Below are 22,410 nucleotides of genomic sequence, written 5' to 3' on the forward strand. Positions count from 1 at the left end.
TAATCATTTGGCTCGATAATCTACCGACTCAGCAATTTATTTAATCAAATGGCCAATTAATTTACCGAAATCCCCAACTAATTTACCATTTGGCCTTAAATCCAACTATAGCCGGCAGCTGTTTTCATAAATATTGCTGGAAAAAGCATTATTGATGGGCATTAGAGCTGAGTATTTGATCAGAATAACCAGGTGAGCAGCTGCTTAAACTGTGAATTTAATCATTTGGCTCGATAATCTACCGACTCAGCAATTTATTTAATCAAATGGCCAATTAATTTACCGAAATCCCCAATTAATTTACCATTTGCCTTAAATCTAACTATAAGCCGGCAGCTGCTTTCTTAAATGCATGCCGGACGGGCGAATTGCTCTGCGTCCTTGCTTAACATATCGTTGAATACAGCAACTTTAACCATGAATAATCAATTCCCAAGACAATCCACCAACACCCCAACTAGACTAACAAATATAACCCTGCTGTCCAACCCCACACTCTGCCTTCAAATGTGATTGCCTGCTGCGGCCGCCATGGACACAATGTCAAAATGGCTGCTTTCGTTCAAAAAACCACAAAAAAAAGAAGCATCAGCTTCTACGAGAATATTTCCGGTGTATTTACTTTCCGCAGTTTCTTTAGATAATATTTATATTTTGGATTGTCCGTGTCGGTGTTAATCAGATCAGATTCACAATCTGTGCAGATGAAAGAAGTATATAAATGTATGCCCCTTGTTTTATCCTCTTCGCAAATGACACAGGTTTTCTTCATCTGATTGTTTGCCAATAAAGAATCCATATCTCCACCTCCACCTCTTATTCTGTCCATTGTGCAAAAAATAATACAATTTTTTGAAAAGTCTCGAGGGTATTTACATGTTTTCTATTGTATGTTCTGCTTCGCTTCTGGGTGTATGTCTATAGGCAATTCTTTTGGCAACAGCTTATTTTTATTTAGGGGACGCATTATCTTTTTAAGATGTGGTCTGATAAAATAGGTGAAGAATCTAACAATCTGGTGATAACAATGAATGACTATAATAATATTCCCCTTTACGGCAGGCTGCTGGATCATATAGGTAAGGACAGCATTTCCCTGCATGTCCCGGGACATAAGAATGGCCTTTTATATAAAGGCAGCCAAGAGGCCTACGCAGAGGCACTGAAGCTGGATGTGACGGAATTGTCCGGTCTGGATGATCTCCATGCTGCTTCAGGTGCCATCAAAGAAGCAGAACTTTTAGCAAGCAAGCTGTATGGAGCTAAAGAGAGCTCTTTTTTAATAAATGGGTCGACTGTTGGAAACCTTGCCATGATCCTTGGGACTGTGAAGGAAGGCGAGACGGTCCTTGTGCAGCGGAATTGCCATAAGTCCGTTTTGAATGGGATACGTCTTGCCAAGGCATCTCCTGTTTTCCTGGGGCCGGAGTATAATGGTGACTGGGGGGTGGCCGGCGGCATTGCTCCAGGGACGGTGGAAAAAGCTATCAGCCTTCACCCTGATGCCAAAGCAATCATCCTGACTTATCCGAACTATTATGGCATGGTATTTGATTTGCAGGCAATCATCCATAAAGCCCATCAGCATGGGATACCTGTATTGGTGGATGAGGCGCATGGGGCTCATCTGATTAAAATGTCCCGGCTGAAGTCAGCAGTGGAGCTGGGGGCTGATTTCGTGGTGCAGTCAGCCCATAAGACGCTCCCTGCCATGACGATGGGTGCTTATCTCCATTATAATAGCCGGCTCATCGGTTATGAGGGAGCAAGGGAATATTTGCAGATGCTGCAGTCCAGCAGCCCTTCTTATCCGATCATGGCATCATTGGATGGTGCCAGGCATTATTTAGAAACATTTACAGAAGAGGATGATAAAATCCTCCTTGAGCGTATAGAATCATTCAGGCGCGGGCTGGCCGGCATAAGCGGCCTGCTGGTGCTGGAATATGAAGAAGGTGCAGGAGACCCGCTGAAAGTTGTGATCCAGCCTGAAGGGTTGTCCGGCTTTGAGCTGCAGAGCCTGCTGGAGGATGAGGGGATTTATCCTGAAATGGCGGATCCCTATAATGTCGTGTTTGTCCTCCCGCTCTTAAAGAAGGATATGGATTTTCCTTTTAAAGAGATTATTTTTAAAACGGAGAAGGCCATGTCCGGAAAAAGGAAGGGCCAGACTGCAAAAGTGAATTATTTTCAAAAGCCATCTGTTTCGACCCTTGCCGTGAATGCCCAGGACCTGATGGGGATGAGCAGAAAAGCAGTATCCATGGAGGAGGCGGCAGGAAAGATATGCGCAGAGCTGATCATTCCGTATCCTCCAGGTATTCCGCTCCTTTTTCCCGGTGAAGTGATATCAGAAGAGGATGTGAAGAGCATCCGGCTTTTACAGGCAGGCGGTGCAAGGTTCCAGGGCGGCAGCCATTTAGATAAAAATCAAATCAGCATATATGCTTTACAAGCAGAATGTAAGCAGGAGGAACATGATGGATAAAGGTTTATTTATAACAGCGGAAGGTCCTGAGGGAGCCGGCAAGACGACTATTATCAATATGCTGGCGAGCGGGCTCGCTGATGAAGGATATAAAGTGATGCAGACGAGGGAGCCGGGCGGCATTGAAATCGCTGAGCAGATCAGGGCTGTTATCCTGGATACAAAGAATACGGCAATGGATCCTCGGACAGAGGCGCTTCTTTATGCAGCAGCGAGAAGGCAGCACTTGGCAGAGAAGGTGCAGCCTGCTCTTGATGAAGGCTATATCGTCCTGTGCGACCGTTTTATTGACAGCTCGCTTGCCTATCAGGGATATGCCCGGGGGCTTGGGATTGATGAGGTCTATTCGATCAATCATTTCGCCATTGAAGGCATGATGCCTGAGCTGACCTTATATTTTGATATCGATCCGGCTTCCGGCCTCCAGAGGATCGGCCGGAATCAAGGCCGGGAAGTGAACCGGCTGGATTTGGAGAGCCTGGAATTTCATACGAAGGTACGGGAAGGCTATGAGATCCTGCTTGCAAAATTCCCGGATAGGATTAGCCGCATAGATGCTTCTCTTCCTGTGGAAGAGGTTTACCAGCTCGCATCTGCCAGGCTGAAATCGCTGTTTGCAGATAAATAGATTCTGAACGAAAGGGCCTCATGGGGCCTTTTCTCCTTTTCAGGAAAATTTTTTTGTTCTTTAGAGAACGGATTTATTTCATTGCTCCTGAATAGACGCTGTTTATAGACAGAATTCTTGCTATAATATAGATAGATACACGCGGAAAAACACTTTTTAAAGGACGTGACAATAGATGAAGCTAATATTAGCCGTTATTCAGGATCAGGACAGCAATAAGCTGATGAGTGCGTTAGTGGAGCATAATTTCAGGGCAACAAAGATGGCGAGCACCGGCGGTTTTTTAAAAGCGGGCAACACGACCTTTATGATTGGTACAGATGATATCCGGGTGGACAAGGCCCTGCAGGTCATAAAGGACAGCTGCAGTGCGCGCGACCAGCTGGTGGCGCCAGTATCGCCGATGGGCGGGAATGCCGATTCTTATGTGCCGTATCCGGTTGAGGTCGAAGTGGGCGGAGCGACAGTATTTGTTCTGCCGGTTGAAAGCTTCCATCAGTTTTAATAAGGGATAACAGGAGACGATCGCTTTGAAAATAAATCAGGATTTGCGCCTTAACCTTGATAAGGTTAAGCAGGATCAAAAGCTTCAGCCAGGCGATGGGGCAAAGTTCCAGCAGCTTGTCCAGAAGCAGGACCAAAAAATGCAGATGGCCCAGCTTCAGGGGCTTTTGAAGGATATCGACTCTGCCGGGGAACGCCTGGGGAGATCGCGCAATTTCAAGGATCTTGCCAAGTTTAAAACACTTGTCAAACGTTTTGTGAAGGAAACAGTGGATTATGGGATGGAGCTGAACCAGTCCCACAGCTGGAACCAGTATGGACAGGGCCGGTCTTTAAAGATTGTGGAGACCATTGATCAGAAGCTGGCCGATCTGACGGAGGAAGTCATGAAGAAGGAAAAGCAGTCCATCGGTATTCTCGGGAAAATCGGGGAAATCAAAGGACTGCTCATTAATATATATATGTAGGTGAGTGATCAGTTTGGCAAAAACGTGGGAGCAGCTGGAGAGGCTTCAGCCTGCCGTATTGAAATTATTCAAAAACAGCATACAGAAGGACCGGCTTGCCCACGCCTATTTATTTGAAGGGATGAGGGGGACCGGCAAGAAGGATGCCGGGCTTCTTTTGGCAAAAAGCCTGTTCTGCGAAAGGCCGGAGGGCGGCTATATCCCATGTGAAGACTGCACGAACTGCAGGAGGATCAACAGCGGCAACCATCCGGACATACATCTGCTGGAGCCTGATGGGCTTTCAATTAAAAAGCATCAGATACAGGCGCTTCAGGAGGAGTTCTCGAAAACAGGAGTGGAGTCGAAGCGCAAGCTTTATATGATCAACCATGCCGATAAAATGACGGTAAATGCGGCGAACAGCCTTCTCAAGTTTCTGGAGGAGCCGAACTCTGACTCTGTCGCCATCCTGATGACCGAACAGGGACAAAGGATGCTGCCGACCATTTTGTCCCGCTGCCAGACCATTTCATTCATTCCGCTAACGCCCCAAAATATGGAAATGCAGCTTGCGGAAAACGGTGTAAGCCCGCAAATGGCGCCATTATTGGCCCAATTAACCAATAATTTGGATGAAGCAATCGCTCTCTCCAGTGATGATTGGTTTGCACAAGCACAAAAAATAGTGTTAAAATTATATGAAGTGCTGAAAAAGAATCCTTTAGAGGCGATGGTTGCACTGCAGGAAGAATGGTTTTTGCACTTTAAAGAGAAAGAGCAGTTTGATCGCGGTTTGGATTTGCTGATACTTATCTTTAAGGATTTACTATATATACAGCTTGGGAAAAAGGGACAGGCTGTTTATCTAAACGAGATGAACCGTTTAGAGCAATATGCATTACAAACGTCCGGACGTCGTCTGACCGAGCAGATGACAGCCATTTTGGAGGCAAAAAGAAAGCTGCACGCAAATATGAATCCGCAGCTGTTGATGGAACAGCTTGTGTTAAAATTGCAGGAGGGATCTTCATTTGTATGATGTAGTGGGAGTACGGTTTAAGAAAGCCGGGAAGATTTATTACTTCGATCCCGGAGATCTCTCAATTCAAAAGGACGACTTTGTAATCGTGGAAACAGTCCGGGGCGTAGAGTACGGAAAAGTAGTAATTGCCCGGAAGCAAGTGGATGAGAACGATGTTGTCCTTCCATTGAAAAAAGTTCTGAGAATTGCAGATCAAAAGGATCGGATGATTGTTGAGGAAAACAAGGAAGCTGCACATGAAGCCTATGAGGTGTGCTGTGAAAAAGTCAGCACTCATCAGCTTGATATGAAGCTTGTTGATGTTGAATATACATTTGATCGAAATAAAGTGATTTTTTACTTTACAGCCGACGGAAGAGTAGATTTCCGGGAGCTTGTAAAGGACTTGGCAGCGATCTTTCGGACAAGGATCGAATTGCGCCAAATTGGTGTTCGGGACGAAGCTAAGATGCTCGGTGGCATAGGACCATGCGGTAGGATGCTTTGCTGTTCTACCTTCCTGGGGGATTTTGATCCGGTGTCGATCAAGATGGCAAAGGACCAGAACCTTTCCCTTAACCCAACGAAAATATCCGGACTGTGCGGACGTCTCATGTGCTGCCTGAAGTACGAGAATGATGAGTATGAGTCTGCGAAAGAGCAGCTGCCGGATATAGGAGCGGTCATCAATACTCCACAGGGCCGCGGCAAAGTGGTTGGGCTCAATATTTTAGAACGCGTTCTGCAAGTGGAAGTGAGAGACCAGGAGCGTGTCCTTGAATATACGCTGGACGAAGTGCTGACAGAAGGTGCTGTTTCGGTACAATCCACAGATTAATGAGGTGGAACGCGTGGATAAAAAAGAAATTTTTGACTCCGTGATCAATATGGAAACCCAAATCGGACAACTGTATACACAGCTTGGCGAGCTTAAACAGCATCTGGCAGAGATACTTGAGGAGAATAATTCCCTGAAGCTGGAGAATGACCATTTAAGGCGCCGGCTGGAAACAACGGCAGAGCAACAGTCCAACAGGAAGAAAGACAAGAAAGGGAAAAGCAAGCCTCAGCAGGATGATAAAGTCATCGATATTGGTGAAGGCTATGACAATCTTGCAAGGCTTTACCAGGAAGGTTTCCATATTTGCAATCTGCATTTTGGGAGCCCGCGCAAAGAAGGGGATTGCCTTTTCTGCCTTTCCTTCCTTAATAAGAAATAATGTAAGCCTTCCTTTTGCCGGGAAGGCTCTTTTTACAATGTTTATCGGAGGAAATTGTATGCTGAATTTAAAAGGGGATGAGCGGCTGGATTATCTGCTTGCTGAAAAGCTGCGCATCATCCAGAGCCCGTCTGTGTTTTCTTTTTCCCTGGATGCAGTCCTGCTGGCGAGGTTTTCTTATGTGCCGATCCAGAAAGGGAACCTGATTGATCTGTGCAGCGGGAATGGTGTAATCCCGCTGTTTTTGAGCAGCCGGACAAAAGGGTCGATCACCGGTGTGGAAATCCAGGAGAGGCTCCATGATATGGCTGTGAGAAGCATAGAGTACAATGGGCTTGAAGACAGGATTAAAATGATTCATGGGGATATCAAGGAGATGCCGGCCCTGCTTGGGCACGGGAAGTATGATATTGTAACATGCAATCCGCCTTATTTCCTTACCCCAGCCAAAGATCAGATCAATGCCAATGAACATCTTGCCATTGCCAGGCATGAGATTCTGTGCACACTTGAGGATGTGGTGCGCGTCTCAAGCCAGCTGCTGAAGCAGGGAGGAAAGGCGGCTTTTGTCCACAGGCCAGGAAGGCTCCTTGATATGGTCACTCTGATGAGGCAGTATAAGCTTGAGCCGAAGCGTCTCCAGTTTGTTTATCCGAAACAGGGCAAAGAAGCCAATATGCTCCTTGTTGAAGGGGTCAAGCAGGGGAGCCCGGATTTGAAGGTGCTGCCGCCGCTTTATATCTATAATAAAGATCATGAATATACATCGGAAATCAGTGAGATGTTATATGGAAAATGATGCACATTACTTCTATGTTTTAAAATGCAGGGATGGCAGCCTCTATGCCGGCTACACCAATGATCTCGACAGGCGGGTCAGGCTTCATAATGAAGGGAAGGCGGCTAAATATACAAGGGGGCGGGGACCGGTTGTGCTAGTCTACCATCAGGTCTTTTCAGGAAAAACTGAAGCGATGAGGGCAGAATATCAATTCAAGCAGTTAAGCAGAAAAAAGAAAGAAGACTTTCTAATGAAGGAAACAGGTGATTTGGATGTGGCAGCAAAAGAGCTTTAGCAATGATTATAAGAAGGGTACGCTTTATTTGGTGCCGACGCCGATTGGAAACCTGGAGGATATGAGCTTCCGGGCCGTGCGGATGCTGAAAGAGGCTGATTATATTGCAGCTGAGGATACACGTAATACAAAGAAGCTTTGCAATTATTTTGAAATAGAAACGCCTGTCATCAGCTATCACGAGCATAATAAAGGCCATAGCGGTGATAAGATCATTCAGATGCTTGAAGAGGGATCAGCGGTTGCCGTGGTGAGTGATGCCGGGATGCCGACTATCTCGGATCCGGGCTATGACCTGGTCGTAAAGGCGCTTGAACACCAGCTGACTGTTGTTCCGCTTCCAGGGGCAAATGCTGCACTGACGGCTCTCATTGCTTCAGGCATTGCCTCGCAGCCTTTTTATTTCTATGGTTTCCTGAACAGACAGAAAAAAGAAAAAAAGCAGGAGTTGGAAAAGCTCGCTAAAATGGATGCAACCATTATCCTGTATGAATCCCCGCATCGCCTGAAGGAAACACTGCAGCTGATGAGCGGGCAGTTGGGCGAACGCCAGGCCGTTCTATGCCGGGAGCTTACAAAGAGATATGAAGAATTCATCCGGGGCAGCCTTTCAGAGCTGGCGGAATGGGCAGAATCTGATGAAGTCAGAGGAGAATTCTGTATTATCCTGGAGGGGAACCCGGAGGGAGAATCAGCGGAAGAAGATATGTGGTGGGAGCAGCTTTCCATTGAAGAGCATGTGAAGCACTATATATCTGTGAAGGAAATGACCTCCAAGGATGCCATTAAGCAGACAGCGAAGGATAGGAGCCTGAATAAAAGAGAAGTTTACAGCGCCTATCATATTGAGCAATAGAAAAAAGCTTCCGGTATATGGAAGCTTTTTTCTTTTCATATAGTATCAAAAAGTATTACACTTACACAGAGCGCAAGTGACTATACTTTTATTATTTTGCAGTTTCAAATGTGCTTTGGATTTCTTTCAGCAGCTGCTCTGCACCGTCACGGCTCAGGATCAGCTTGCCGCCTGCAAGTGTGATGTTATCATCAGAGACTTCGCCGGTAACCTGGCAAGTCATGTTTGGCTTATATTTTTTCAAAATGATGCGCTCATCATCAACATAGATTTCAAGAGCGTCCTTTTCGGCGATGCCAAGTGTACGTCTTAACTCAATCGGAATAACTACGCGTCCCAGCTCATCAACTTTACGAACAATACCTGTAGATTTCATATTAAAAATCTCCTCTCATATCTCCACTATTTTCTTTTTCTCTATCTATAGATTCGTCATTATTCGACAAAATTCTTATAGATTACATAATACCAGCCATTCCCAAATCCGTCAATTACTTTTAAATCAAATTTTTTTAGAAATTTTTAGGCGATGAAGAAAGTTGCTATATCAGGGTTTTGTGGCTGGAGAGACACATTTTTGGCATAGAGCTGTTCTGAAGATTATTTTGAATTAAGAGTATAAATTTATACTATGATAACATCATTCGACAAAATTCTACAATAATGTCGAAACGCTTCATAATATATACTTCGTGCTTGGTTCCGGATTTTTGGGGATGGAAGGGGGAGCTTCAGACCTGGGCAAGCCGCCTCCGCTTTTCTTCATGTCCAGCTCCCGGCGCTAGCCCCTCGAGTCTTAAGCCAATCAGATCAGGAGGTTAAAGAACAACCTTCCGCTCTGCCCGTCTTAAGCTTGTCGGGGCTGAGCAAGCGCCCTCCGCCTTTCTTCATGTCCAGCTCCGGGCGCTAGCCCCTCGAGTCCTAAGCCAATCAGATCAGAAGGTTAAAGAACAACCTTCCGCTCTGCTCGTGTTAAGCTTGTCGGGGCTGAGCAAGCGCCCTCCGCCTTTCTTCTTGTCCAGCTCCGGCTCCTAGGTGCTCGAGTCATAAGCCACTTTGGAACCGAAGGCAAAGAACGCCTTCAATTCCAAAGCGTCTTATGCTGGGCTCACAGGATGTGGGTCATGCAGGCGTTGCCACAGGACGTGGCGTATTTAGCCTCCGTTCCTTAAATTGCAAGTCGCCTCCGCCTTTCTTATGTCCAGCTCCAGCGGCTAGAGCCTCGAGTCATAAGCCACGGCAGAATTAAAGACAAAGAACGCCTTTTATTCTGCCGCGTCTTATGCTTGTCGGCTCTGGGCAAGCCGCTTCCGCCTTTCTATTTGTCCAGCTCCGGGCGCTAGCCCCTCGAGTCTTAAGCCAATCAGATCAGAAGGTTAAAGAACAACCTTCCGCTCTGCTCGTCTTAAGCTTGTCGGGGCTGAGCAAGCGCCCTCCGCCTTTCTTAGTTGCACTATTTGATATTTTTAGGTATATTTTGAGGGTATAAGAGGCTATGCTGACGAGTATAGAAAACATAGTGAATTTGCTTGATTGCGGGCATGCTAGGCTGATTTTCGCTCTCGTCCTGGAAAGGGCGGGATTTTTTGCATTCAGGGCCTGAGATGCCATGTCAAATAGATGGACGAGCTTGTTTCTTTTGCTTGCTCTTACTTTGCTGAACATTAACAGGAGGGAAACCAATGGAAGGAAAATTGAAGACCTTTTATCTTACAACCCCGATCTATTATCCGAGCGGAAATCTGCATATCGGCCATGCCTACACAACAGTGGCCGGAGATGCGATGGCCCGCTATAAGCGCCTGCGCGGCTATGATGTAATGTATTTGACCGGTACGGATGAACATGGACAGAAAATTCAGCAGAAAGCTGAAGAAAAAGGCGTAACGCCGCAGGAGTATGTTGATGAGATCGTCGATGGCATCAAGGACCTGTGGAGCAAGCTGGACATCTCCTATGATGATTTCATCCGCACGACCCAGGATCGCCACAAACAGGTGGTTGAAAAGATTTTCGCCCGCCTGCTTGAGCAGGGCGATATTTATTTGGGAGAATATGAAGGCTGGTATTGTACGCCTTGTGAATCATACTTCACAGAACGCCAGCTGGTTGACGGCAACTGCCCTGACTGCGGACGCCCTGTCAATAAAGTGAAGGAAGAATCCTATTTCTTCAAGGTGAGCAAATACGCAGACAGGCTGCTTAAGTATTATGAAGAAAATCCGCATTTCATCCAGCCAGAATCACGCAAGAATGAAATGATCAACAATTTCATCAAGCCTGGACTTGAGGACCTGGCTGTTTCAAGGACAACCTTTGACTGGGGCGTAAAAGTGCCGGACAATCCAAAGCATGTGGTATATGTATGGATCGATGCGCTTTCCAACTATATTACGGCCCTTGGCTACGGAACAGAAGACGACTCCAAATATCTGAACTATTGGCCTGCGGATGTCCATCTGGTCGGCAAGGAAATTGTCCGTTTCCATACGATCTACTGGCCAATCATGCTGATGGCGCTGGATCTGCCGCTGCCAAAGAAGGTATTTGCCCATGGCTGGCTTTTGATGAAGGATGGGAAAATGTCCAAATCCAAAGGGAATGTCGTTGATCCTGTTACATTGATTGACCGCTACGGACTGGATTCCCTCCGCTATTACCTCCTTCGCGAAGTGCCGTTCGGCGCTGATGGTGTTTTTACACCGGAAGGATTTGTTGAGAGGGTCAATTTCGACCTGGCAAATGACCTGGGCAATCTGCTTAACCGTACGGTGGCAATGATCGAGAAGTATTTTGACGGAACGATACCTGCCTATCAAGGATCTGAAGGCGAGTTTGACAAGCAGCTGCTTGATATGAACAAAGAAACAGTCGCCAAGTATGAAGAAGCGATGGAAAAGATGGAATTCTCTGTAGCCCTTTCATCTGTGTGGCAGCTTGTGAGCAGGACGAACAAGTACATCGATGAAACACAGCCATGGGTGCTTGCGAAGGACGAAGCACGCAAGGAAGAGCTGGGCAATGTGATGTTCCACCTGGCTGAGTCTCTGAGAAGGACCGGCGTATTGCTGAAGCCTTTCCTGACACGCACGCCGGATGGAATCTTCAATCAGCTGAATGTGAATACAGAAGAGCTGACATCATGGGAAAGCCTCGAGACGTTCGGCCTGATTCCGGAGAATACGAAGGTAGTCAAAGGAGACCCGATCTTCCCAAGGCTTGATATGAAAGAAGAAGTGGAATACATTAAAGAAAAAATGCAGGGAAGCGCACCAGCTCCTGCAGCAGAAGAGAAGAAGGTGCCTGAGAAGCCGGACAGCGAGGAAATCACAATTGATGATTTTATGAAGCTGGACCTGCGGGTAGCTGAAGTCATTTCGGCTCAGCCGGTCAAGAAAGCGGATAAGCTTCTAAAGCTTCAGCTTGATCTTGGGTATGAAAAGAGGCAGGTAGTTTCCGGGATTGCAAAATTCTATAAGCCGGAAGAGCTTGTCGGCCGCAAGGTTATCTGTGTGACCAACCTTAAGCCGGTTAAGCTGCGGGGCGAGCTTTCAGAAGGTATGATCCTGGCCGGAAGCGAGGACGGAGCGCTGTCACTTGCGACTATTGCCGAGTCACTGCCAAACGGAGCGCGTGTAAAATAAGCCAGTAGAATGGACATAGGGATGTTTTGCGTTTCATAAGCGTCGGACAGCCCTATGTTTTCTTTCATTTAAGGACAGGAAAGATATTTTGTAACATAAATGAAATAATAGAGATGTAAATATAATATTTTCTCTAGTAAGGAGTTTTTCTATGTTATTCGACACGCATGTACATTTGAATGCCGAACAGTTTGAGGAAGATCTGGAAGAAGTGATCGGGAGGGCGCAGGCAGAAGGTGTCTCCCATATGGTGGTTGTCGGCTTTGACCGCCCGACAATCACCAAAGCCATGGAGCTGGCAGAAGCCTATGATTTTATTTTTGCATGTGTCGGCTGGCATCCTGTCGATGCTATTGATATGACTGATGAGGACCTGGCCTGGATCGAGGAGCTGGCTGCCCATCCAAAAGTAGTGGCAATCGGGGAGATGGGGCTTGACTATCATTGGGATAAATCGCCGAAGGATGTCCAGAAGGATGTATTCAGAAGGCAGATCAGGCTGGCGAAGAAAGTTAAGCTGCCGATCGTCATCCATAATCGGGACGCAACGGCTGATGTTGTGGAAATCCTGAGGGAAGAGGGAGCGGGAGAGGTCGGCGGCATCATGCATTGCTACAGCGGGAGTGTCGAAGTGGCTAAGGAATGCCTTGATATGAATTTCTATATTTCTCTCGGTGGCCCGGTAACCTTCAAAAATGCGAAAAAACCGAAGGAAGTCGCAGAGGCAGTTCCTCTTGAAAAGCTATTGATTGAAACCGACTGCCCTTATCTTGCTCCGCATCCCTACCGGGGAAAAAGGAATGAGCCTGCCTATGTTAAGCTGGTGGCTGAGCAGATTGCCGAACTGAAAGGGCTGGCATTCAAAGAAGTGGCAGAAGCGACAACGGAAAATGCAAAAAGATTATTCGGCATCAACCGCTAAGCGTTTTTGTCGATTCATGGGGGAGCTTGTCCCTATTAAGTCCAATTCTTAAAAGTTCTACACGCCTCCTTTTCGTCATAGGATAACCGTGTCGATAAGTCTCTCTTTCCTTTCTCTTGTTTTTTTTGCATAATAGGAAATACGTTTTCCCCCTCCCGCCCAGGAAAGCAGCAAAATGAGAGAAAAGTGTTTGAGTTGACAGCCGGCAAGATACTCTATATAATCACTCCGAAGAGAAAAGGAGGCGTTTTTCATCGCGATTGAGAACATGAAAAACCTGTTTTCCAAGTCTTTGAGTAAGAAAAAACTGACCGTCATGGTTGCTAGTTTAATAGTTTTTTCGGCAGCTGCCGGGTTCATGATTTTTGAAACCACGAAAAAAACAGTAGCAGTTTCCATGAATGGCCAGGACAAAGTCATCAAAACACATGCAGATACAGTTCAAGATATATTCGATGATCTGGAAATATCCCTTCGCTCAGAAGACTATCTGTTTCCCTCGGGAAGCACAAAGGTAAAGGACGGCTTAGAGGTAGTATGGGAGCCGGCAAAACAGGTTCAACTGACAGACAGCAGCGGGAAGAAAACGATTTGGACAACGGCGGATACGGTTGGCGGGCTTTTAAAGGAGCAGAATATTGCACTTTCAGAGCATGATAAAGTCAATCCGAAGCCGGATGAGGGAATTAAGGACGATTTAAAGATAGAAGTGGAAAAAGCTTTTGCGTTGACGCTCATTGAGGGCGGCAAGAAACAACAAATGTGGTCAACTTCGACTACGGTCGCTGACTTTTTATCGCAGCAGGGAATTACACTAAACAATATGGACCGTGTTGAACCAAAGCTAGAAGAGACAGTCAAGGAAAATGCCATTGTCAATGTCATTCGAGTTGAAAAAGTCACCGATGTAGTGGAAGAACCAATCAGTTATGCCGTGGTTACAAAGAAGGACGCCAGCCTTGCCAAGGGGAAGGAACAGGTTGTCTCCCACGGGCAGGAAGGCCTTTTATCAAGGCAGTATGAAGTTGTTTTGGAAAACGGAAAAGAAACATCCAGAAAATTGCTCAGTGAAAAGAAAGTAAAAGAGAAAAAGGATAAGATTGTTGCTGTCGGCACGAAGGTTATGGCGCAGAGGGTTGCTGTTTCCCGCGGAGCGGGCTCAAGCGAGTCCGGCAGGGAGATGTATGTTTCCTCTACTGCATATACTCCAAGCTGCAGCGGATGCTCGGGCATAACCGCTACAGGGATCAATCTTAAATCAAACCCAGGCATAAAAGTCATCGCCGTTGATCCGCGGGTAATCCCGCTAGGCACGAAAGTCTATGTCGAAGGATATGGCTATGCAGTGGCAGCCGATACCGGCTCTGCCATTAAGGGCAATAAAATCGATGTATTCTTTGCTTCCAAGTCGGATGCATACCGGTGGGGAAGAAAGACGGTTAAAATCAAAATATTAGACTAAACGATTTATGCAGGGGAAGAATTTCTCCTGTTTTTTTGTTGGTTTAGCGGGGTCTGGCAATGCGGAATGATTTTTTCCCGGCGATTCGGTAATATATAATAAAACACAGACGGATTGTTTTTTATTGTTACTCATACTATTAGACGATTCAGATTACAAAAATGTTTCAAGTTTTTATCAAATTTTTCATTTTAATTTTGGAGGACCAATGAAGATTAAAGAAATCATTGTAGTGGAAGGCAAGGATGATACGACGGCTATAAAGAGGGCGGTCAATGCTGACACGATTGAAACGAACGGTTCAGCCATCAATGCGGCAACTCTGGAAAGAATCAAGCATGCTCAAAGCAAGAGGGGTGTCATCGTTCTGACGGATCCGGACTTCCCGGGCCAGAAGATCCGTGATAGCATCACCCGCCATGTGCCTGGCTGCAAGCATGCTTTCATAGATAAGACGGATGCACTGCCGAAGTCGGGGAGAGGCCTGGGGGTCGAGCACGCTTCCCCTGAGACGATCAGGAAAGCACTCCGGGAGGCCCAGACTATGCAGGAAACAGCCCGGGAGGAAATTACCCAGGAAGATTTGATCCTGGCCGGCCTCATCGGCGGGAGCAGCGCGAGGGAGCGCAGGGAGAAGCTGGGAAGGCTTCTTAAGATTGGGTATACTAACGGAAAACAGCTTCATAAGAGACTGATGATGTTCCAGGTCCCGAAAGAAGACTTTGCATCTGCCATTGAAGCGATCGACCAGGAGGAGCGCCATGCATAAAGATATCGCAACACCACTTAGAACACGTGCCATACTTGAAAAATACGGCTTCAGCTTTAAAAAGAGCCTGGGGCAGAACTTCCTGATAGACACCAATATACTGAACCGGATCGTCGACCATGCCGAGCTCCGGGAAGGTTCAGGAGCAATTGAGATCGGGCCCGGCATTGGGGCACTCACAGAGCAGCTGGCCAAGCGGAGCGAAAAAGTGGTCGCCTTTGAAATTGACCAGAGGCTCCTTCCGATCCTGAAGGAAACGCTCGCACCTTATCCGAATGCTGAAGTGATCCATCAGGATGTCCTAAAGGCTGATGTTAAAACCACAATCGAGGAAAGGTTTGCACCGGGCCAGGATCTGATGGTGGTTGCCAATCTCCCGTATTATGTGACCACTCCGATCATCATGAAGCTCCTGGAGGAAAAACTGCCGATCCGCGGGATCGTCTGCATGCTCCAGAAGGAAGTGGCTGACCGCATTTCGGCCAAGCCGGGCTCAAAGGACTATGGATCGCTTTCAATTGCCGTCCAGTATTATACAGAAGCAGAAACGGTCATGATCGTTCCCAAGACTGTATTTGTTCCGCAGCCGAATGTCGACTCGGCCGTGATCAGGCTGACGAGGAGGGAGCAGCCTCCAGTGCTGGTGAAGGATGAGGCATTCTTTTTCCAGGTGACAAAGGCAAGCTTTGCTCAAAGAAGGAAGACCATCCTCAACAACCTGACAAGCCAGCTGCATGAAGGAAAGCAGAAAAAAGAGGCCATCCTTGCTGCATTGGAGACAGCAGGCATTGAGCCTTCCAGACGCGGGGAGACCCTTTCAATCGGGGAGTTTGGCCGCCTGAGCGATGAACTTTATCCCCATTTTAAAAATTAACGAGCAGGAGCCCGGAAATCGCCGGGCTTCTTTTTTTATTTGCCTGCTGCCGCCCATTCACCCGGAAGGCACATGTGCAGGGGCATTTGCATAGTTTATGAAAGAACCAGAAGCGATTAGACCAGCTCGGCACAGGAGCTTAATGGAGTGACGCCAGTGAGCATTAACCTTATGGATATTGTAGGAAGGGTTTCATATAACTGTGACATCATGTTTCGGGTGATCGATATACGTGAAGAAGAAGGCCGGAAGCTCGCGGTTCTGTATGGAGAGGATATCAGGCTGATAGCGGATGCGCCTTATGAAGATCTGATTGTGATCAACCAGTCAGAGCGGATGAAGATGTCAAGGCAGTATCAGTCCCTTGAGGAACAGTCTTATAATCTGTTCAGGCAGGATGTGAGCCTCCTGAAGCAGAAGCAGGAATACGAAGCAACCGGCGCATACAGCAAGCCGTTCAATTATTTTCAGATCCCGGGCAGGGTGCTTCATCTGGACGGTGATCCGTCCTATTTAAAGAAATGCCTTTCCCTATATGAGAAGATCGGTGTCCCGGTAACCGGGATTCACTGCAATGAAAAAGAGATGCCGAGTAAAATAGGCCAGCTCATCGACTATTACAGGCCGGATATCCTGGTCATCACAGGGCATGATGCCTACTCAAAGGCCAAAGGCAAGGTGACCGATATCAATGCTTACCGCCATTCCAAGCATTTTGTCCAGACGGTCAGGGAAGCGCGGAGAAAGATTCCCCATCTGGATCAGCTGGTCATATTTGCAGGGGCCTGCCAGTCGCATTTCGAATCCCTGATCCACGCAGGGGCCAATTTTGCAAGCTCGCCATCACGTGTCAATATCCATGCCCTTGATCCCGTCTATATTGTGGCTAAAATCAGTTTCACGCCTTTTATGGAGCGGATTAATGTATGGGACGTCCTCCGAAATACGCTGACAGGCGAAAAGGGGCTTGGCGGGATAGAGACAAAAGGTGTGCTCCGGACGGGCATGCCGTTTAATAAAGGAGCGGAATAAGGGGAATAAGCCGGCATAAGAGCGGGCTTATTTTTTTGTTCAGGCACTGTCTGGCATTTGCTTAAGTCAGGCAGGACAGGCTTTCGCCAGCTCTGTTTTCAGGCTGCCCAAATGATAAGCAGCAAGGTTTTCCTGTCTTATTCATATTTGGCACATAATTCGCTTATTTTAGGGAATGATAAAAATGTTGAAAAATAGGATAAAAAGTAGACGAAAATATATTGACAATCTTTTTTAAAGACTGTTATAATTTATGTTTTTATTTGACTCTACTGTGTCAGTGTGATATACTTTACATAGTGAGGTGGACCGAATGGCAAAAACATTAACGGACATAAAAAAGGCTCTTGATTCAAATTTGGGGAAAAGGCTTTTGCTTAAAGCCAATGGCGGGCGCAGGAAAACGATTGAACGTTCAGGCGTGCTGGCAGAAACATATCCCTCTGTATTTGTGATTGAACTTGATCAGGATGAAAATGCATTCGAACGCGTATCTTACAGTTATGCAGATGTTTTAACAGAAACGGTTCAAATTACCTTCTACGAAGACGCATCAGGACATATGGCTTTAAGCTGATATATATCCTTTTCTAAAAAGCAGGGGCGGCAAAACAATTTTTGCCGCCCCTGCTTTTTAATTTGCTCCCGCAGAAACAGTCAAATATAGGTTTGCATGGGCAGGCTTGATGCCGCCTACAATAAAAATACCGCAATGCTTAAAAAGGGGATGTTGCATTGAGCAGGAGAAAAGGCGTCATGTCAGAAGGATTCAAGGAAGAACTGGCGAAAGAGCTCGGCTTCTATGATGTTGTCCAGAAGGAAGGCTGGGGAGGCATCCGGGCGAAGGATGCCGGCAATATGGTGAAACTGGCGGTAGAAAAAGCACAGCAGAGCCTCCTTCAGTAAAAAATGATGTTCACTGCTTCAAGCTTGAAACCAAACAGCTGCATTTGCGGGCCCGGGGGCAACCCCCGGGTTTTTTGCGTCTAAGGGGCTCCAAGGCCCTTCCAGACAGCTCATTCTGCCTTTTCTCTTTCCCATTCGCATGGTAAAATTACTTATTTGTTGAAGAATGTCTGATTCGAACGTCTTACAAGCCCTGTTTTGTGGTAAAATAGGACAAAAACTGAGACGTTGAAATGAGCAGAAGTAGGTGGGTATTTTGAAGCTTTTAGTAAAGGCGCCGGCTAAGATCAATTTATCGCTGGATGTATTATATAAACGGCCGGATGGCTACCATGAGGTGGAGATGATCATGACGACGATCGATCTCGCCGACCGCCTTGAATTGACTGAATTGAAAAAAGACGAAATCAGGATCATTTCCCATAACCGGTTTGTGCCCGATGACCAGCGGAATCTCGCATACCAGGCGGCATCCCTGCTGAAGGAGCGGTTCAAGGTAAAACAGGGAGTGGCCATTACGATAGAAAAGACCATTCCGGTCGCGGCAGGGCTTGCCGGCGGCAGCAGCGACGCAGCAGCAGCCCTGAGAGGCTTGAATAAGCTGTGGGGGCTCGGCCTTTCACTGGATGAGCTTGCAGAGATCGGAGCGGAAATAGGATCAGATGTATCTTTCTGTGTCTATGGCGGTACTGCGCTGGCGACGGGGCGGGGAGAAATGATTAAGCATCTGCCGGCACCGCCGACATGCTGGGTGATCCTCGCGAAGCCATTCATCGGGGTATCGACTGCGGATGTATACAGGCGCCTCGATCTGAAAGGGATCCATCATCCGAATACCGCGGGCATGGTAGAGGCGATCAAGGATGGCGATTACAGCAGCGTATGCGAAAATGTCGGGAATGTACTGGAAGATGTGACGCTCAATCTTTATCCTGAAGTCGCACAAATCAAAGATCAGATGAAAAGGTTCGGAGCGGATGCTGTGCTGATGAGCGGATCGGGGCCTACGGTGTTCGGCCTTGTTCACCATGATTCAAGAATGCACCGGATTTATAACGGCCTGAAAGGCTTCTGTGATCAGGTCTTCGCGGTACGAATGCTGGGTGATCAGCATAAGCTTGATTAAATCCGTATATTAGTGGTATATTATCGTTAATTATTCGGATTCCGGAGGTTTCGTAATGATGAAGTTTCGCCGCAGCGAGCGCTTAATAGATATGACGAATTATCTGCTGGAGCATCCCCGGCAGCTGGTGTCCCTCACTTTTTTTGCCGACCGTTACGGCTCTGCCAAATCTTCGATCAGCGAAGACCTGGCCATTATAAAAGAGACATTCGAACAGCGGGGGATCGGCACCCTTCAGACAGTGCCGGGTGCAGCCGGTGGAGTGAAATACTCTGTAAAGGTAAGCGATGATGAGGCACGCCCTTTTATAAGCGGGCTTTGTGAGGTCATTGCCAGCCCGGAAAGGCTCCTGCCGGGAGGCTACCTGTATATGACTGATATCCTCGGCGATCCGGCGATTGTCCAGAAGGCGGGAAGAGTCTTTGCCTCCGCTTTTGCCGATGCTGATATCGATGTAGTCATGACCGTGGCAACAAAAGGGATCCCGCTTGCCTACGCTGTCGGGGCATACTTAAATGTGCCGGTCGTGATCGTCAGGAGAGACAGCAGAGTGACAGAAGGATCGACAGTGAGCATCAACTATGTTTCAGGGTCAGCCAAGCGCATCCAGACGATGGTGCTTTCGAAAAGAAGCCTGGAAGAAGGATCGAAGGTGCTGATTGTCGATGATTTTATGAAAGCAGGCGGTACGGTCAACGGCATGATCAGCATGCTGGAGGAATTCAAGGCACATGTTGCCGGGATTGCGGTCCTGGTGGAAGCAGAAAAAGCTGAAGAACGCCTTGTTGATGAATATTTGTCTCTTGTCCAGCTTGCAGATGTGGATGTCAAAGAGAAGAAAATCAATGTGACAGAGGGAAACTATTTCAGGCATAAGAACGGATAAAGGTGGGAGAAGCCATGAAAAAAGTTCATACAGAGATGGCTCCGGCTGCAATCGGACCATACTCACAGGGAATTGTCGTAAACAATATGTTTTACAGCTCAGGCCAGATTCCATTGACTGCCGGAGGCATCATGGTGGATGGCAATGTCAAGGAGCAGACGCACCAAGTGTTCAAGAACCTCCAGGCTGTACTGAAGGAAGCGGGTGCTTCGCTGGAAACGGTCGTAAAAGCGACGGTCTTCATCAAAGATATGAATGACTTCGCGGAGATCAATGAAGTGTATGGAGAATATTTCGGAGAGCACAAGCCGGCCCGTTCCTGTGTGGAAGTAGCAAGGCTGCCAAAAGATGCACTGGTTGAAATTGAAGTAATAGCGCTCGTTAAATAAAACGGGGGCTTTTTTTTACCTCAAAATATTTTCTGAATTACCTGTAAATTTAGGCGGTTTGTACTGCTGTGGAAGGTCCGCACATGCTGTAAGCGCCTCCTTTTGCTTCCTTTTCCCCAGAGCACGGGAAAAAACCCAAAAAAAAATTCCCATTTAAGAAGGAGAATTGGAAAATTTGTTGAATTAATAAAATTAGAATTTATTTACTAGTAAAGGTGGTGAACCAAATGGAGGTAACTGACGTAAGATTGCGCCGTGTAAATACAGATGGACGGATGAGAGCAATTGCTTCAATTACTTTAGACCATGAGTTTGTTGTTCATGATATCCGTGTCATTGACGGCAATAATGGCCTATTTGTCGCAATGCCAAGCAAACGTACACCTGATGGAGAGTTCCGTGATATCGCTCACCCGATCAATTCCGGAACGCGCGGCAAGATCCAAGAAGCTGTTTTGGCAGAATATCACCGCTTAGGCGAATTAGAAGTTGAATTTGAAGAAGCCGGAGCTTCTTAAGTATAATTGCAACGAGGGCCTACTTCATTAGTCAGGCTCTTTTTTATGGCCATTTTCACTGCCTGCTCCTTATTATTGCCTTTCCCCTGTAAGACCCCTGTATAAACCATCCTTCTTAAATAATTTCCTTCCCAGAAAATCTTCCTTATGACAAAAATATGTACTTTGGCAACATTCCTTGAAATGAAAGGCTTTTTGAGATATATTCTTAATGGATAAAAAGGTAAATTGGAGGCCTGTAAATGTCTACACGTTTCGCGGTAATTTTAGCCGCAGGCCAAGGGACACGCATGAAGTCAAAGCTTTATAAAGTGCTTCATCCCGTTTGCGGCAAACCAATGGTTCAGCATGTTGTGGATCAAGTATCGAATCTTCATATAGAAAAAATCGTCACCATCATCGGGCATGGCGCCGAGCTTGTCAAATCCCAGCTGGGTGATGCAAGCAGCTATGCGCTTCAGGAGGAACAGCTCGGCACAGCCCATGCTGTCATGCAGGCTAAGGATGCCCTTGAAGGAAAAGAGGGTGTGACCATCGTTGTGTGCGGGGATACACCACTCATCAAGGCAGAAACAATGGAGTCGCTCTTCCGCCATCATGAGGAAACTGGTGCAAAAGCAACCATCCTTACTGCCATTGCTCCTGATCCTGCAGGATATGGAAGAATTGTACGGAATGAAGAGGGGCATGTCGAGAAAATCGTCGAGCATAAGGATGCGACAGAGCAGGAGAGAAGCATCACCGAAATCAACACAGGTACATACTGCTTTGATAACGCATCGCTTTTCCGTGCCCTTAACAATGTCAGCAATGACAATGTCCAAGGAGAGTATTACCTGCCTGATGTCATTGAAATCCTGAAAACTGAAGGTGAGACGGTATCAGCCTTCGCAACAGGCGATTTCGATGAGTCACTGGGCGTCAATGACCGTGTTGCTCTTTCTCAGGCAGAACGCATCATGAAAAGGCGCATAAATGAGAAGCATATGAGAAACGGTGTGTCGCTCATCGATCCTGAACAGACGTATATCAGCCCTGAAGCGGTGATCGGCCAGGATACAGTCATCTATCCGGGAACAGTCATCCAGGGGGCTGCGGTGATCGGCTCAGAATGCGTGATCGGCCCCAACACGGAAATCAAGGACTGTACGATCGGGGACACCACTGTTATCAGGCATTCTGTCGCCCACGACAGCAGCATCGGCAGTGGTGTAGCGATTGGGCCGTTTGCCCATATCCGTCCTCAGTCAGATATCCATGATGAAGTGAAGGTCGGCAATTTCGTTGAAATTAAGAAGTCTGTTTTCGGCAAAGGAAGCAAGGCCTCCCACCTCAGTTATATTGGGGATGCGGAAGTCGGAAGCGATGTGAACCTCGGCTGCGGCTCAATCACAGTCAATTATGACGGGAAAAATAAATTCCTGACAAAAATCGAAGACGGAGCATTCATTGGCTGCAACTCCAATCTGGTTGCACCTGTAACGGTCGGAAAAGGCGCGTATGTAGCGGCCGGCTCTACCATCACGGAAGATGTGCCTGGAGAAGCGCTGGCAGTGGCCCGTGCAAGGCAGACGAATAAAGAAGATTATGTGAGCAAGCTTAATAACAAGAAATAATAGTGATAAAAAGCTAATGGAGGT

Annotated in this window: 25 protein-coding genes; 23 read left to right on the forward strand and 2 right to left on the reverse strand. The window is 47.0% G+C overall.

Features of this window, described 5'->3' with window-relative positions; genetic code table 11:
* Window positions 1-595: 595 nt before the first annotated feature.
* Window positions 596-799, reverse strand: coding sequence for a sigma factor G inhibitor Gin (locus RBB45_RS23545; RefSeq protein WP_022543201.1), 204 nt, complete (start codon window positions 797-799; stop codon window positions 596-598).
* A 228-nt stretch (window positions 800-1,027) separates the two neighbouring features.
* Here RBB45_RS23545 and RBB45_RS23550 point away from each other — a divergent pair, with 228 nt between their 5' ends.
* From RBB45_RS23550 to rsmI, 10 genes are all read left to right on the forward strand, one after another.
* A complete protein-coding gene (locus RBB45_RS23550; protein WP_224952374.1) occupies window positions 1,028-2,488 on the forward strand; it encodes an aminotransferase class I/II-fold pyridoxal phosphate-dependent enzyme in 1,461 nt (486 codons plus the stop codon).
* Complete coding sequence (gene tmk / locus RBB45_RS23555; RefSeq protein WP_022543202.1) at window positions 2,481-3,116, forward strand: dTMP kinase; 636 nt, start codon at window positions 2,481-2,483, stop codon at window positions 3,114-3,116. The genes RBB45_RS23550 and tmk overlap by 8 nt, the downstream gene beginning before the upstream one ends.
* Window positions 3,117-3,291: 175 nt before the next feature.
* On the forward strand, window positions 3,292-3,621 hold the full coding sequence (locus tag RBB45_RS23560; RefSeq protein WP_009791690.1) for a cyclic-di-AMP receptor: 330 nt from the start codon (window positions 3,292-3,294) through the stop codon (window positions 3,619-3,621).
* Window positions 3,622-3,646: 25 nt separating this feature from the next.
* Window positions 3,647-4,087: a YaaR family protein gene (locus RBB45_RS23565; protein WP_009791691.1), complete on the forward strand. Its 441-nt coding sequence runs from the start codon at window positions 3,647-3,649 to the stop codon at window positions 4,085-4,087.
* 13 nt (window positions 4,088-4,100) lie between these two features.
* Window positions 4,101-5,108, forward strand: coding sequence for a DNA polymerase III subunit delta' (gene holB, locus RBB45_RS23570; protein WP_009791692.1), 1,008 nt, complete (start codon window positions 4,101-4,103; stop codon window positions 5,106-5,108).
* Complete coding sequence (locus RBB45_RS23575) at window positions 5,101-5,928, forward strand: PSP1 domain-containing protein (protein ID WP_009791693.1); 828 nt, start codon at window positions 5,101-5,103, stop codon at window positions 5,926-5,928. Before holB ends, RBB45_RS23575 begins: the two co-directional genes overlap by 8 nt.
* Before the next feature lie 13 nt (window positions 5,929-5,941).
* Window positions 5,942-6,310 (forward strand): DNA replication initiation control protein YabA, encoded by a 369-nt coding sequence (gene yabA, locus RBB45_RS23580; protein WP_009791694.1) that lies wholly within the window; start codon window positions 5,942-5,944, stop codon window positions 6,308-6,310.
* Between the two features lie 58 nt (window positions 6,311-6,368).
* Window positions 6,369-7,109, forward strand: coding sequence for a tRNA1(Val) (adenine(37)-N6)-methyltransferase (locus tag RBB45_RS23585; protein WP_224952373.1), 741 nt, complete (start codon window positions 6,369-6,371; stop codon window positions 7,107-7,109).
* Window positions 7,099-7,386, forward strand: coding sequence for a GIY-YIG nuclease family protein (locus tag RBB45_RS23590; protein ID WP_009791696.1), 288 nt, complete (start codon window positions 7,099-7,101; stop codon window positions 7,384-7,386). The genes RBB45_RS23585 and RBB45_RS23590 overlap by 11 nt, the downstream gene beginning before the upstream one ends.
* The gene (rsmI, locus tag RBB45_RS23595) at window positions 7,364-8,242 is read left to right on the forward strand and encodes a 16S rRNA (cytidine(1402)-2'-O)-methyltransferase (protein ID WP_224952372.1); all 879 of its coding nucleotides are present in this window, start codon (window positions 7,364-7,366) and stop codon (window positions 8,240-8,242) included. Before RBB45_RS23590 ends, rsmI begins: the two co-directional genes overlap by 23 nt.
* A 91-nt stretch (window positions 8,243-8,333) precedes the next feature.
* On the opposite strand, the gene RBB45_RS23600 is transcribed toward rsmI, so the two are convergent.
* Window positions 8,334-8,618 carry a transition state genes transcriptional regulator AbrB gene (locus tag RBB45_RS23600; protein WP_009791698.1) on the reverse strand — a complete coding sequence of 95 codons (285 nt, stop codon included), beginning with the start codon at window positions 8,616-8,618 and terminating at the stop codon, window positions 8,334-8,336.
* 1,306 nt (window positions 8,619-9,924) lie between these two features.
* On the opposite strand from RBB45_RS23600, the gene metG reads away from it, so the two are divergent.
* The 13 genes from metG to glmU all read left to right on the forward strand — a co-directional run bounded on the left by metG (window position 9,925) and on the right by glmU (window position 22,386).
* Complete coding sequence (gene metG, locus RBB45_RS23605; protein ID WP_306010454.1) at window positions 9,925-11,886, forward strand: methionine--tRNA ligase; 1,962 nt, start codon at window positions 9,925-9,927, stop codon at window positions 11,884-11,886.
* A gap of 151 nt (window positions 11,887-12,037) precedes the next feature.
* Window positions 12,038-12,808 (forward strand): TatD family hydrolase, encoded by a 771-nt coding sequence (locus RBB45_RS23610; RefSeq protein ID WP_009796186.1) that lies wholly within the window; start codon window positions 12,038-12,040, stop codon window positions 12,806-12,808.
* A 268-nt stretch (window positions 12,809-13,076) separates the two neighbouring features.
* Complete coding sequence (locus RBB45_RS23615) at window positions 13,077-14,270, forward strand: G5 and 3D domain-containing protein (RefSeq protein WP_022543204.1); 1,194 nt, start codon at window positions 13,077-13,079, stop codon at window positions 14,268-14,270.
* 208 nt (window positions 14,271-14,478) lie between these two features.
* On the forward strand, window positions 14,479-15,039 hold the full coding sequence (rnmV, locus tag RBB45_RS23620; RefSeq protein ID WP_009796183.1) for a ribonuclease M5: 561 nt from the start codon (window positions 14,479-14,481) through the stop codon (window positions 15,037-15,039).
* Window positions 15,032-15,913: a 16S rRNA (adenine(1518)-N(6)/adenine(1519)-N(6))-dimethyltransferase RsmA gene (gene rsmA, locus RBB45_RS23625; protein ID WP_009796182.1), complete on the forward strand. Its 882-nt coding sequence runs from the start codon at window positions 15,032-15,034 to the stop codon at window positions 15,911-15,913. The genes rnmV and rsmA overlap by 8 nt, the downstream gene beginning before the upstream one ends.
* A gap of 156 nt (window positions 15,914-16,069) precedes the next feature.
* Entirely contained in the window at window positions 16,070-16,945 is an 876-nt protein-coding gene (gene yabG / locus RBB45_RS23630) for a sporulation peptidase YabG (protein WP_022543205.1), read from the forward strand.
* A 313-nt stretch (window positions 16,946-17,258) separates the two neighbouring features.
* On the forward strand, window positions 17,259-17,522 hold the full coding sequence (gene veg / locus RBB45_RS23635; protein ID WP_009796178.1) for a biofilm formation stimulator Veg: 264 nt from the start codon (window positions 17,259-17,261) through the stop codon (window positions 17,520-17,522).
* Between the two features lie 158 nt (window positions 17,523-17,680).
* Window positions 17,681-17,851, forward strand: coding sequence for a small, acid-soluble spore protein, alpha/beta type (locus RBB45_RS23640; RefSeq protein WP_009796176.1), 171 nt, complete (start codon window positions 17,681-17,683; stop codon window positions 17,849-17,851).
* 256 nt (window positions 17,852-18,107) lie between these two features.
* The gene (gene ispE / locus RBB45_RS23645) at window positions 18,108-18,977 is read left to right on the forward strand and encodes a 4-(cytidine 5'-diphospho)-2-C-methyl-D-erythritol kinase (RefSeq protein WP_009796175.1); all 870 of its coding nucleotides are present in this window, start codon (window positions 18,108-18,110) and stop codon (window positions 18,975-18,977) included.
* Between the two features lie 58 nt (window positions 18,978-19,035).
* Window positions 19,036-19,863, forward strand: coding sequence for a pur operon repressor (gene purR, locus RBB45_RS23650; protein ID WP_035403610.1), 828 nt, complete (start codon window positions 19,036-19,038; stop codon window positions 19,861-19,863).
* A 14-nt stretch (window positions 19,864-19,877) separates the two neighbouring features.
* Window positions 19,878-20,252, forward strand: a complete 375-nt coding sequence (gene ridA, locus RBB45_RS23655; RefSeq protein ID WP_009796173.1) for a 2-iminobutanoate/2-iminopropanoate deaminase — start codon at window positions 19,878-19,880, stop codon at window positions 20,250-20,252.
* A 227-nt stretch (window positions 20,253-20,479) separates the two neighbouring features.
* Entirely contained in the window at window positions 20,480-20,770 is a 291-nt protein-coding gene (gene spoVG, locus RBB45_RS23660; protein WP_009336662.1) for a septation regulator SpoVG, read from the forward strand.
* Between the two features lie 242 nt (window positions 20,771-21,012).
* On the forward strand, window positions 21,013-22,386 hold the full coding sequence (glmU, locus tag RBB45_RS23665) for a bifunctional UDP-N-acetylglucosamine diphosphorylase/glucosamine-1-phosphate N-acetyltransferase GlmU (RefSeq protein ID WP_009796169.1): 1,374 nt from the start codon (window positions 21,013-21,015) through the stop codon (window positions 22,384-22,386).
* The last annotated feature ends 24 nt before the right edge of the window (window positions 22,387-22,410 follow it).

Source organism: Bacillus sp. MMSF_3328 (assembly GCF_030733525.1).
In the GTDB taxonomy this organism is placed as follows: Bacteria; Bacillota; Bacilli; order Bacillales; family Cytobacillaceae; genus Bacillus_AB; species Bacillus_AB infantis.